The 11,850-nt window shown below is 61.3% G+C and carries 13 protein-coding genes; 5 read left to right on the plus strand and 8 right to left on the minus strand.

Annotated features, from left to right (window positions below; genetic code table 11):
- The first annotated feature begins 3 nt into the window (after positions 1 to 3).
- Positions 4 to 717, plus strand: a complete 714-nt coding sequence (locus tag GXB78_RS21200; protein WP_252875375.1) for a PA5502 family lipoprotein — start codon at positions 4 to 6, stop codon at positions 715 to 717.
- A gap of 94 nt (positions 718 to 811) precedes the next feature.
- On the opposite strand, the gene katE is transcribed toward GXB78_RS21200, so the two are convergent.
- Positions 812 to 2,953 (minus strand): catalase HPII, encoded by a 2,142-nt coding sequence (katE, locus tag GXB78_RS21205; protein WP_329516844.1) that lies wholly within the window; start codon positions 2,951 to 2,953, stop codon positions 812 to 814.
- 263 nt (positions 2,954 to 3,216) lie between these two features.
- Here katE and GXB78_RS21210 point away from each other — a divergent pair, with 263 nt between their 5' ends.
- The 3 genes from GXB78_RS21210 to GXB78_RS21220 all read left to right on the plus strand — a co-directional run bounded on the left by GXB78_RS21210 (position 3,217) and on the right by GXB78_RS21220 (position 5,733).
- On the plus strand, positions 3,217 to 4,224 hold the full coding sequence (locus tag GXB78_RS21210; protein WP_016772338.1) for a methionine ABC transporter ATP-binding protein: 1,008 nt from the start codon (positions 3,217 to 3,219) through the stop codon (positions 4,222 to 4,224).
- Positions 4,224 to 4,898, plus strand: coding sequence for a methionine ABC transporter permease (locus GXB78_RS21215; protein WP_016772337.1), 675 nt, complete (start codon positions 4,224 to 4,226; stop codon positions 4,896 to 4,898). Before GXB78_RS21210 ends, GXB78_RS21215 begins: the two co-directional genes overlap by 1 nt.
- Before the next feature lie 64 nt (positions 4,899 to 4,962).
- Positions 4,963 to 5,733 carry a MetQ/NlpA family ABC transporter substrate-binding protein gene (locus tag GXB78_RS21220; protein ID WP_329516845.1) on the plus strand — a complete coding sequence of 257 codons (771 nt, stop codon included), beginning with the start codon at positions 4,963 to 4,965 and terminating at the stop codon, positions 5,731 to 5,733.
- A gap of 324 nt (positions 5,734 to 6,057) precedes the next feature.
- Here GXB78_RS21220 and GXB78_RS21225 read toward each other — a convergent pair whose 3' ends face one another.
- Genes GXB78_RS21225 through GXB78_RS21245 form a run of 5 tightly spaced genes read right to left on the minus strand, consistent with a single transcriptional unit; the run spans position 6,058 to position 9,966 of the window.
- Positions 6,058 to 6,693, minus strand: a complete 636-nt coding sequence (locus GXB78_RS21225; protein WP_329516846.1) for an SCO family protein — start codon at positions 6,691 to 6,693, stop codon at positions 6,058 to 6,060.
- Positions 6,690 to 7,589 carry a heme o synthase gene (gene cyoE / locus GXB78_RS21230; protein WP_329516847.1) on the minus strand — a complete coding sequence of 300 codons (900 nt, stop codon included), beginning with the start codon at positions 7,587 to 7,589 and terminating at the stop codon, positions 6,690 to 6,692. Before cyoE ends, GXB78_RS21225 begins: the two co-directional genes overlap by 4 nt.
- Complete coding sequence (locus tag GXB78_RS21235) at positions 7,577 to 8,656, minus strand: COX15/CtaA family protein (protein ID WP_329516848.1); 1,080 nt, start codon at positions 8,654 to 8,656, stop codon at positions 7,577 to 7,579. Before GXB78_RS21235 ends, cyoE begins: the two co-directional genes overlap by 13 nt.
- Before the next feature lie 10 nt (positions 8,657 to 8,666).
- Positions 8,667 to 9,260 (minus strand): hypothetical protein, encoded by a 594-nt coding sequence (locus GXB78_RS21240; RefSeq protein ID WP_329516849.1) that lies wholly within the window; start codon positions 9,258 to 9,260, stop codon positions 8,667 to 8,669.
- A complete protein-coding gene (locus tag GXB78_RS21245) occupies positions 9,226 to 9,966 on the minus strand; it encodes an SURF1 family protein (RefSeq protein ID WP_329516850.1) in 741 nt (246 codons plus the stop codon). The genes GXB78_RS21240 and GXB78_RS21245 overlap by 35 nt, the downstream gene beginning before the upstream one ends.
- 70 nt (positions 9,967 to 10,036) lie before the next feature.
- On the opposite strand from GXB78_RS21245, the gene GXB78_RS21250 reads away from it, so the two are divergent.
- Positions 10,037 to 10,240 carry a twin transmembrane helix small protein gene (locus GXB78_RS21250; protein WP_329516851.1) on the plus strand — a complete coding sequence of 68 codons (204 nt, stop codon included), beginning with the start codon at positions 10,037 to 10,039 and terminating at the stop codon, positions 10,238 to 10,240.
- A gap of 83 nt (positions 10,241 to 10,323) precedes the next feature.
- Here the strand turns inward: GXB78_RS21250 and GXB78_RS21255 are convergent, their stop codons facing one another.
- On the minus strand, positions 10,324 to 11,211 hold the full coding sequence (locus GXB78_RS21255; protein WP_329516852.1) for a cytochrome c oxidase subunit 3: 888 nt from the start codon (positions 11,209 to 11,211) through the stop codon (positions 10,324 to 10,326).
- A gap of 25 nt (positions 11,212 to 11,236) precedes the next feature.
- Positions 11,237 to 11,788 carry a cytochrome c oxidase assembly protein gene (locus GXB78_RS21260; RefSeq protein WP_329516853.1) on the minus strand — a complete coding sequence of 184 codons (552 nt, stop codon included), beginning with the start codon at positions 11,786 to 11,788 and terminating at the stop codon, positions 11,237 to 11,239.
- Positions 11,789 to 11,850: the final 62 nt, after the last annotated feature.

Here is an 11,850-nt window from a genome sequence, read left to right on the forward strand (position 1 = left end):
GGAATGAAGCCGTTCGCCTCCCGTTATCTGCTCCTTGTCGCATTTTCAGTGCTGCTGGGCGCCTGCCAAAGCACGCCGCCGGTGGCTGAAGTCCCGGATGCGCGGGCTACGGCCATCGCACAGCTGGAGCAAAGCCTGGCCAGCAGCGAACTGGCCACCGCCGAAGACCAGTTGGCCGCGTTGCAGGCCGAGACCCCCAACGATCAATCCCTCGAGCAGTATCAGCGGCAGTTGGCGGAGGCGTACCTGCGCCGCAGCCAGATCGTCCTGCAGAAAGGTGATGTCAACGCTGCCGCCACTGCGTTGAGCCGTGCCCGCGCCTTGATGCCCAAAGCGCCCGCGCTGACCGGTGGTGTCAATGGCGCGATCACCGAAGCGCGCAAGGCCGAGCTGGAAAAGGCAGAAGCCGCGCTGCTGGCTGCCGAGGCCCGGCCGAAAGCCAAGGTCATCGACCCGACCGCCGAGAGCACCACGGTTGCGCTGAACATTGGTGATATTCACAAGCTGCAGCGGCAGCTCGATGCGATCGCCGCCGATGTAGTGAATTATGAATGTGCTGTCAGCATCCAGGCCCCGCGTACCGCGGATTATCCTTGGCTGGCGACCTTGCTGACCAAGCGAGTCAAGAAGCTCGACCCCGAATTTGATTTGCAGATCGAGAAGCAGATCTTGCGCACAGTGCCGGCGCAGATGGTCTTGAGTCCCCGTAAACCCTAAAAAGCTTCGCGAGCAGGCTCGCTCCCACAGGTGCAGCAGCGTACCTGTGGGAGCGAGCCTGCTCGCGAAAGCGTCCTCTCAGCCAATAAAGATCTTAAGCTGGAATCGCCTTGGCCTTAGGCTCCCGCGCCCAGACCCGATGCTCGCCAATCGCGGCGAAGAACGGCTTGGTCAACGCATCTACATCCGCACCCTGCAACAACCCCGCATCCGCATCCAGCTTCAACAAGTCCTGCAATTGCTTGGCCTCGCCGTGCAGCGCGATCGCCTTCAGGTGCTTGTACGCCTCGAGCAGGTAATGCAGCGCCACACCGTCACCGCTCAATGCGGTAATAGACGCCGCGCCACCCGGCACGAATACCGCGTCGAAGGCAATTGAAGGCATGCCTTCCATCGACGCATCCACCGGCAATGCCTTGCCGTCAGCGGCTTTCACTGGCGCCGAAGTCGGGCCGAGCAGTTTTGCGTGGGCGCCTTCGGCTTCCAGTGCTTTTTTCATCGCATCGATGGCCGCAGCGTCAACGCCATTGGCCGCGAGGATCGCCACTTTGCGCGTCTTGATATTGCCCGGCAGCAGGTTGGCCTGGCTGAGCGCTGGCGATTGCTCCAGCGAGGTTTTGCGTACTTCGACCGTACCTTGGGTCGGCGCTGGCAGGCCGAGGTTTTCCGCGACGCGTTTGGCCAGGGTCAGGTCGATATTGGCGAGGATCTCGTTCACCTCACGGGCACGGATGAACTCACGCTCGACCTTGCCCAGCTCGAAGCTATAGGCAGCGATGATGTGCTCTTTCTCATGGTCGCTCATGCTGTTGAAGAACAGGCGCGCCTGGGAGAAGTGATCGCTGAACGACTCGCTGCGCTGGCGGATCTTCGCCGCGTCGATGCGCTCTGGATAGCTCTCGAAACCACCGTCCTGTGCCGCCGGCGGGGTCTCTTTCGGCCAGCCGCCGTCGATCGAGTTCGGCTCGTAGGAAGCGCGACCCTTGTCGATGGTGGTGCGGTGCTGCGCGTCGCGCTGGCCGTTATGGAACGGCGCGACCGGACGGTTGATCGGCAGCTCATGAAAGTTCGGCCCGCCGAGTCGGCTGATCTGCGTGTCGGTGTAGGAAAACAGCCGACCTTGCAGCAGCGGATCGTTGGAGAAGTCGATGCCCGGCACGATGTGGCCTGGGCAGAAGGCAACCTGCTCGGTTTCCGCGAAGAAGTTGTCCGGGTTGCGATTCAGGGTCATTTTGCCCAGCGGGGTGATCGGCACGATTTCTTCGGGAATGATCTTGGTCGGGTCGAGGATGTCGAAGTCGAAGTCGTGTTCGTTCTCTTCTTCGACGATCTGCACGCCCAGTTCCCATTCCGGGTAGTCGCCCATCTCGATCGCTTCCCACAGGTCGCGACGGTGGTAGTCGGTGTCTTTACCGGCGAGCTTCTGCGCCTCGTCCCACACCAGCGAGCAGGTGCCGGCGGTTGGGCGCCAGTGGAATTTGACGAAGCGCGATTTGCCTTCGGCGTTGATCAGGCGGAAGGTGTGGACGCCGAAGCCCTGCATGCTACGCAGGCTTTTCGGGATCGCCCGGTCGGACATCGCCCAGATCACCATGTGCGCCGATTCCGGCACCAGCGAAACGAAATCCCAGAAGGTGTCGTGAGCCGAGCCGCCGGTGGGGATTTCGTTGTGCGGCTCGGGTTTCACCGCGTGGACGAAGTCAGGAAACTTGATCGCGTCCTGAATGAAGAACACCGGCATGTTGTTGCCGACCAGGTCGAAGTTGCCCTCGTCGGTAAAGAATTTCACCGCAAAGCCACGCACGTCACGCACGGTGTCGCCGGAACCGCGTGGCCCCTGCACGGTGGAAAAGCGCACGAACACCGGGGTTTTCTTGCCCGGATCCTGTAGGAAGCCGGCCTTGGTCAGCGCTGCATGGTTCTCGTAAGTCTGAAAGAAACCGTGCGCCCCGGTGCCGCGCGCATGGACTATGCGCTCCGGAATCCGCTCATGGTCAAAGTGCGTGATCTTTTCACGCATGATGAAGTCTTCCAGCAGCGATGGCCCGCGCGGCCCGGCTTTGAGGGTGTTCTGGTTGTCGGCGATCTTCACACCCTGGTTGGTGCGCAGTGCCTGACCGGTGGCGTCGGAACGGAATTCTTCCAGGCTGTCGAGCTTGGCGTTGGTGTTGGCGCGATCCGGGGTATCGGTCCCGGCCAATTCGCTTTTATCAGGTGCAGGCTTTTTGATGCTCATCAGACGTAAACTCCTCGTTTGGCCCCCGGATGCCTTCCGCAGACCCTTGAGTGATTCCCGGGCACGGCACCCAGGGTTTCAAGTCGCTTAAGTAGTGACTGATGAGCGTTTCAGCCGTTCCGTTTATCTGACCTTTGATCGCGTTATTGCCAAATCGAAGGATAATTGCGAAATAAATGCTAAGAACCTCTATACGGACAGGCTAAAATGCGCGCCCGGCTAACCGCTGATCCTTTTCCAACGCGCCCCACAAGGTTCGCTACGTGATCGAGTTTCAAAACGTCCACAAGACTTACCGCGTCGCCGGTAAGGATATTCCCGCGCTGCACCCGACCAGTCTCGCCATCGAGAACGGCCAGGTGTTCGGCCTGATTGGCCATTCCGGTGCGGGCAAAAGTACCCTGCTGCGTCTGATCAATCGCCTGGAAGATTCCAGTGGCGGCAAGATCATCGTCGACGGCGAAGAAGTCACCGCACTGGACGCCAACGGCCTGCGCCGTTTCCGCCAGCAGGTCGGGATGATCTTCCAGCACTTCAACCTGCTCGCCTCCAAGACCGTGGCCGACAATGTGGCCTTGCCGCTGACCCTGGCCGGTGAGCTGTCGAGCAGTGAAATCAACCAGCGCGTGGCCGAGTTGCTGGCGCGTGTCGGTCTGTCCGACCATGCGAAAAAGTACCCGGCGCAATTGTCCGGCGGTCAGAAGCAACGCGTCGGCATCGCCCGCGCGCTGGCGACCAAGCCGAAAATTCTGCTGTGCGACGAGGCCACCAGCGCCCTCGACCCGCAGACCACTGCGTCGGTCCTGCAACTGCTGGCCGAGATCAATCGCGAACTGAAACTGACCATCGTTCTGATCACCCACGAGATGGACGTGATCCGTCGCGTCTGCGATCAGGTCGCGGTGATGGACGCCGGCGTGATCGTCGAGCAGGGTCCGGTGGCCGATGTGTTCCTGCATCCGCAGCACCCGACCACCAAGCGTTTCGTCCAGGAAAGCGAGCAGATCGACGAGAGCGAACAGCGCGACGATTTCGCCCATGTGCCTGGGCGCATCGTGCGTCTGACCTTCCAGGGCGAAGCGACCTATGCGCCGCTGCTCGGCACCGTCGCCCGGGAAACCGGCGTCGACTACAGCATCCTTGCCGGTCGCATCGACCGCATCAAAGACATTCCGTACGGGCAACTGACCCTCGCTGTCACCGGCGGTGACATGGAAGCGGCGTTTGCCCGCTTCACCGCCGCTGACGTTCACATGGAGGTGTTGCGCTAATGGCTGACCTGATGAGTTTCTTCGCCAATATCGACTGGTACGAAATCTGGCTGGCGACTGGCGACACCATGCTGATGCTCGGCGGTTCGCTGCTGTTCACCGTGCTGCTCGGCCTGCCGCTGGGCGTGCTGCTGTTTCTCTGCAGCCCGCGGCAGTTGCTGGAAAACCGTGGCCTCTACGCCGTGCTGTCGTTGGTGGTGAACATCTTGCGTTCGCTGCCGTTCATCATCCTGCTGATCGTGATGATCCCGTTCACCGTGCTGATCACCGGCACCTCGCTGGGGGTGGCCGGGGCGATTCCGCCATTGGTGGTTGGTGCTACGCCGTTCTTCGCGCGGCTGGTGGAAACTGCGCTGCGCGAAGTCGATCGCGGCATCATCGAAGCGACCCAGTCGATGGGCGCGACCACGCGGCAGATCATCATGAACGCCTTGCTGCCGGAAGCCCGTCCGGGCATCTTCGCAGCGATTACGGTGACAGCGATTACACTGGTGTCCTACACGGCGATGGCCGGTGTGGTGGGCGCCGGTGGTCTGGGCGACCTGGCGATCCGATTCGGCTACCAGCGTTTCCAGACCGACGTGATGATCGTCACCGTGGTGCTGCTGTTGATTCTGGTGCAAGTGCTGCAAATGGTTGGCGATCGTCTGGTCGTGCATTTCTCGCGCAAATAACGGGTTTCGATCATCTAGAGAGGCGCTGGCCAAGATGGCGGGCGCCCGAAAAGGAGTTAGCTGAATGAAAAAACTGATCGCTGCTTTCGCTGCCGTCGCTGCGTTTTCGGCCCACGCCGAAACCCTGACGGTCGCCGCCACCCCGGTGCCGCACGCGGAAATCCTCGAATTCGTCAAGCCGGCCCTGGTCAAGGAAGGCGTGGATCTGAAGGTCAAGGTCTTCACCGACTACATTCAGCCGAACGTACAGGTTGCGGAAAAGCGCCTGGACGCCAACTTCTTCCAGCACCAGCCGTATCTGGATGAGTTCAACAAGGCCAAGGGCACTGATCTGGTCGCCGTGACCGGCGTGCACCTGGAGCCGTTGGGCGCGTACTCGAGCAAGCTCAAGGATCTGAAGGACCTGCCCGGCGGCGCCAACGTGGTAATTCCGAACGACGCCACCAACGGCGGCCGGGCCCTGTTGCTGCTGGCCAAGGCCGGCGTGATCACCCTGAAGGACCCGACCAACATTCTGTCGACCACCAAAGACATCGCGACGAACCCGAAAGACCTGAAATTCCGTGAACTGGAAGCCGCGACCATTCCGCGCGTGCTGACCCAAGTCGATCTGGCGCTGATCAACACCAACTACGCGCTGGAAGCCAAGCTCGATCCGTCCAAGGATGCGCTGGTGATCGAAGGCAACGACTCGCCATACGTGAACATTCTTGTGTCCCGCCCGGACAACAAGGACAGCGACGCGATGAAGAAACTGGCTGCAGCCCTGCACAGCCCGGAAGTGAAGCAGTTCATTACCGAGAAGTACAAAGGTGCGGTGTTGCCGGCGTTCTGATTAAGGTTGCTGCAATGAAAAAGGGGGCGCCAAGAGCGTCCCCTTTTTTGTGCCTGGCGCTCGGCTTCGGACCTGCTGTGAATCCGCCCCTCACCCCAGCCCTCTCCCGAGGGAGAGGGTGCCGACCGAGGTGTCTTGCGTTCTACATCGACCTGAGAGATCCAGTCGATTATGGATTCGGCACAGCACATCGATCTGAACGATCTTGGCGATTATGGATTCAGCACAGCGCTTACAGGTTGACGTATTTCCCCACCTTCCCCCAATCAGTCCCCTCTCCCTCTGGGAGAGGGCTAGGGTGAGGGGCTCTTGGCTTTTAAGCTGTCACTTGCGCTCAAGCATCGCCGGGAGTTGTGCCACCAGCTTGGCATTGTTCAACGGCGCCCGAATAAACCCGCGCTGCGTACCATCCGGGCCGATCACCGCAAGATTGCCGCTATGGTCGACGGTGTAGTTCGGTTTGCTGGTATCGGCCGGAATGAACGGAATACTCACCGCATTCGCCACTTTCTGCAGCTCTTCGATCGACGTTGGGGTCAAGCCAACAAACTGCGGATCAAAGTAGCCCAGATACTGCTTCAACTGCTTGGGCGTATCGCGGTTCGGGTCAACGCTGACCAGCACGATCTGCAACTTGTCCACAGCCTCTTTCGGCAACTCACTCTTGATCTGCCGCAGTTGCGCCAGGGTGGTCGGGCAGATGTCCGGGCAGAATGTGTAGCCGAAGAACAACAGACTCCACTTGCCTTTCAACTCATCGATCGCCACCGGTTTGCCGTCCTGATCGGTCATGGTCACGTCCGGCAGGTTGCGACTTTGCGGCAGCAGGATGATCCCGGCGTCGATCAGTGCCGTGGGGTCGCCCTGGCCTTTGCCGCTCAGCACCTTGTTGACGGTAAGCCCGAGGATCAACGCGATCACGGCGACGAGGATGAAGACGGTTTTCTGGGTTCGGGTCATAGGTTCAACAGTAAGTAGTGGTCTACGAGCAGGGCGATGAACAACAGGAACAAGTAATAAATAGAGTACTTGAAGGTGTTGATCGCCGCGTGCGGCCGAGTGCCACGGTACAGCACCACGGCCCATTGCAGAAACCTTGCGCCCAACGCCAGCGCACTGACCAGATACAGCACGCCGCTCATGTGAATCACGTAGGGCAAGAGGCTCACTGCCAGCAACGCAAAGGTGTACAGCAGAATGTGCACTTTGGTGTAGTGCTCGCCGTGAGTGACCGGCAGCATCGGAATGTCGGCCTTGGCGTATTCCTCCTTGCGATGAATCGCCAGCGCCCAGAAATGCGGCGGGGTCCAGGCGAAGATGATCAGCACCAGCAACAGCGGTTCGGCGCTGACATGGCCGGTGGCGGCCGTCCAGCCGAGCAGCGGTGGCGCGGCGCCAGCGAGGCCGCCGATGACGATGTTCTGCGGCGTAGCGCGTTTGAGGAAACCGGTGTAGACCACCGCGTAACCGAGCAGCGAGGCGAGGGTCAGCCACGCGGTCAGTTGATTGGTGAAGGTCAGCAGCAGCGCTTGGCCGAGCAGCGCCAGCACCAAGGCGAAGGTCAACGCCGCCGCCGGTGAGACCCGGCCTTCGGCCAGCGGACGTTTGTGCGTGCGCGCCATTACCGCATCGATACGCCGATCGACCACATGATTGACCGCCGCCGCACCACCGGCACACAAGGCAATGCCCAGATTGCCAAACACCAGCACTGTCCACGGTACGCCCGCGCGGGTGGCGAGGAACATGCCGACCAGTGAGGTGATCAGCATCAGCACCACGACTTTCGGTTTGGTCATCTCCAGGTAATCGCGCCACAGCGCTTGCGCTGGACGCTCGCCGATCAGACTCGCCATGGCGTTTCTCCTTTCAATGCGATGGGCGCGACGGCAGGTTTGTGCGCACTCAAGCGCCAGCGCGCCAGCACCGGTTGGCTCGCCCGCAGCAGACTGGTGCGCGCGTGATAATTGACCAGCACCAGGGTCAGCAACAGCGCCGCACCGCCGGCGTTATGGGCGACGGCCACCGGCAGCGGCAGATGGAACAGCACGTTGCTGATGCCGAGGGTGATCTGCGCGGCGAGGGCGATCAGCAGCAACCGGGCGAGCCGGGTCATGCCGACCACCTTCAATTGCCAGGCCAGACCCAGCAGCACGACAGTCACCAGCAAAGCGCCGATGCGGTGGGTCAGGTGAATCGCCGTGCGCGCGTCGCTATCCAGTTGGCCGCCGAGATAATTCGGACCGATGTGCTGGGTCAGGTGAAAACCGTTGGCGAAATCCGCCGGCGGCAGCCATTGGCCATGACAGGTGGGGAAGTCGATGCACGCCACCGCTGCGTAATTGGAGCTGACCCAGCCGCCCAGCGCGATCTGGCCGATCACCAGCAACAGACCCGCCGTCGCCCAATATTGCAGGCGCTTGGGCACGGTCAGCGCTGGCAGCACGCCGGACAACCTCAGCGTCAACAGAAACAGCAGACTCAACGTGGCGAAACCGCCGAGCAAATGCCCGGTGACCACTTGCGGCCAGAGCTTGAGCGTCACCGTCCACATGCCGAACGCCGCCTGGGCGATGACCACCGCCAACAGAAACAGCGGCAGCTTTACCGGTTGGCCCGGATGGCGCCGATTGACCCAGGCGCGCCCGGCCAAAACTGAAATGAGCAAACCGAGGGTGCCGGCGAAGTAGCGGTGGATCATCTCGTTCCAGCCCTTGTGCGCCTCCACTGGCGCGTCGGGGAAATGCAGTTCGGCATGGGCCAGTTGCGCCTCGCTTTTCGGCACGCTGATAAACCCGTAGCAGCCCGGCCAGTCCGGGCAGCCGAGGCCTGCGTGGGTCAGGCGCGTATAGGCGCCGAGCAGCACCACAATCAGTGCCAGCAGGGTGGCAAACAGCGCGAGGCGAAATCCAGGTTTGGCCATGACGATGCCCTTATCCGATGTTCGACAGTTTCAGCAGATGCCGCAGGTCGTTGAGCAGATCCTTGCCCTTCACATTCGGCTCGTAGCGCAGCACCAGATTGCCGTGCGGGTCGACGATCCACAGCTGCGGCGCGGCTTTGTCGCCGGTGGTCCTGGCAAACACGCCGGCATCCAGTGGGTAACGCTGCAGTTGCGGGTATTCGCGATCGAGCTTGGCGGCGTAGTCGGCGCTTAACGGTTGCGCGGCGGCGAGGGCGTGGCTGGCGCGCCCGGCTTCGCGGCCGAGGCTGATCTGGATCTGCCGCGCCAGATAAACCAGTTGCTGGCAATCGACGGCACAGTCCTTCGGCGCCGTGACCAGAATCTGCCAGCGCTGCTCATCGGCCTGCACACCGAGATCGGCGCGGGTCTGGCCGTTGCCGATCAGCTCGCCGTGGTAGCTGCGTCCTTCCGGCACCCAGAACTGCAATTTGTACATGCCGGTGGCGAGGAGCATCGGCCCGACCACACCAAGCACGATCAACAGCAACTGAATGCGCCCGCGCCGGCGGCTGGGGGCTGGTTTGGCCTCAGACATGCTGAGTGGATTCATGGCGCTTCCCATGGCGTTTCTCCTTTGCGTTGTGCCAGCCAAGATAGAGGTAGAGCCCGAGCAGGGCCGTGGCCATGGCGAACCATTGCACGGCATAGCCGAGGTGTTTTTCCGGGCCCATCGCGACTACTGGCCAATCGGTCTGGTAGCTGGCCGGGCCGGGTTCAGCGCGTACTTCGTAGGCGAAGCCGTCGCGCTCGAGGGTTTGCCACAATTTGCTCGGCTCGACAGCGGTAATGGTTTGCGGCCAGACACTGCTGACCGGATCGGCGTGCAACTGGAACGTCGTGCCGGGAGCGACGTAGACCCAGGCTTCAAATGTCAGCGTCTCGGCCGGTGTGCTGAATTGCGGCGGCACGCGCCGGTCGGGCCATGGCAGCCAGCCGCGATTGACCAGCAGCCACAGGCCGCTGCGCTGATCCTGAAACGGTTGCAGCAACTCGACACCGACCTTGCCGCTCCGCTGACGGTTGTCGAGCAACAAAGTGTGGGCGGCATCGAACTGACCGTGCAGTCGCACGCGGCGGTAGGCCGGGTCGGCGTTGCCGAGCAGTTCACTGCTGGCCATCGGTTCGGCCACGCGACGTTCGGCGTAACTGGCGAGCAGCGCGGTTTTTTCCGCGCCCCGGCCCAGTTGCCAGAAGCCCAGCGCGACCATCAGCGGCAGCAACAGCGCGACCACCACCGTGGGGATCACGCCCGGGCGAAAGCGCTTCATGGCCGCGCCACAAAGTCAGTCATCGCGATCGCTATACTCAATTGCATTGCCTGTCCCCCGGAGTCTTGCCATGTACAAAGCAGCGATCGTCCTGATGCTGATTGCCACGGTCGTCAGCCTGTTCAGCGGCCTGTTTTTCCTGGTCAAGGACGACAGCAGCTCCAATCGCCTGGTCATCGCCCTGAGTGTTCGGGTGGCACTGGCCGTGGTCACCGTCGGCCTGATGGCCTGGGGTTTCTACAGCGGCCAGCTGGTCTCCCACGTGCCGTGGTAGCTGCAAGCGTTGAGCTACAAGCTGCAAGTTAGAAGCCTTACCGCTTTTACTTGAAGCTTGCCGCTTGAAGCTTGCAGCTGCCGTCAAAGCACATAGACAAAGAAGAACAAGCCGATCCACACCACGTCGACAAAGTGCCAATACCAGCTCGCCGCTTCGAAACCGAACTGGTGTTCGTTGTCGAAATGGCCCTTCATGATCCGCATCAGCATCACAAACAGAATGATCGTGCCGATGGTCACGTGGGCGCCGTGGAACCCGGTGAGCATGAAGAACGTCGCGCCGTAGATGCCCGAGCCGAGGGTCAGCCCCAGCTCTTTGTAGGCGTGGATGTATTCCTCGGCCTGGAAACCGAGGAACGCGAGGCCCAGCAGCACGGTGATCGCCAGCCATAGTTTCAGCGCGCCGCGATGGCCTTTCTTCAGCGCATGGTGGGCGATGGTGATGGTTACGCTGGAGCTGACCAGCAGGATCGTATTCAGCAGCGGCAGGCCCCAGGGACTAATGACGTCCTTGGGCGGCGGGAACAGTTTCGGGTCCGGATTGTTCAGCAGTGGCCAGACATACTCAAAGTTCGGCCAGAGCATTTCCGATAGACCCTTGGGACCTTCACCGGCCAGCCCGGGCGCGGAAACCACGCGGATATAGAACAGCGCGCCGAAGAAGGCGACGAAGAACATCACTTCGGAAAAGATGAACCAGCTCATGCCCCAGCGAAAGGAGCGGTCCAGCTGTGGGCTGTACAACCCCGCGCGACTTTCCTTGATCACCGCACCGAACCAGCCGAACAGCATGTACGCCAGCAGCAGGCCGCCGACGAAAAAGATCAGCGGGCCGTGGGAATCGGGGCGCGCAGCCTTCAGATCGTTGAACCAGGTGGCGAGGCCGTACACGGTGACGAACATCCCGAGCGTGGCGATGATCGGCCATTTGCTCTGGGCCGGGACGTAATAATGCTCATGAGTTGCCATTTATTGTTCTCCTTATCGGCCACGCTCAACCGCCAGTGTTAACAGCCACCGGAGGATGTCGGGCGGTGATATCGAACAGCGTGTAGGACAGCGTCAGGTGCTTCACTTCCTTGGGCATGTCGCGGTCAACGATGAAACGCACCGGCATCTCGATCTGTTCACCGGGTTGTAGCACCTGCTGGGTAAAGCAGAAGCATTCGGTCTTGTGGAAATATGCTGCGGCGTTGCTCGGCGCGATGCTCGGCACGGCTTGCGCACTCATCGGTTTGTCGGTGGGGTTGCGCGCGATGAACACCATCTCGTTGACCGCGCCGGGGTTGGCGGTCAGCTCGTCGTGTTTCGGGTAGAAGTCCCACGGCATGTCGGCGGTGTTGGTCGACAGGAACTGCACGCGCACCTGGCGTGAAGTGTCGACCACCTGCTCGCCCGCGTACTGGCCGCCGGTCTTGCCGTTGATGCCGAAGGCTTTGCACATCACGTCGTAGATCGGCACCAGAGCGAAACCGAAGACGAACATCGCCACGACCACCAGCAGCAGGCGGGTGACGAGTTTCTTCAGCGAGATCGAGTCAGCCATGGTTCATGCCTCCTCCGAAATTGCGAGCAAGCTTTTGTGGCGAGGGAGCTTGCTCCCGCTTG

Origin of the sequence: Pseudomonas moraviensis subsp. stanleyae (assembly GCF_036283065.1) — a bacterium.
Taxonomy (GTDB): Bacteria; Pseudomonadota; Gammaproteobacteria; order Pseudomonadales; family Pseudomonadaceae; genus Aquipseudomonas; species Aquipseudomonas stanleyae.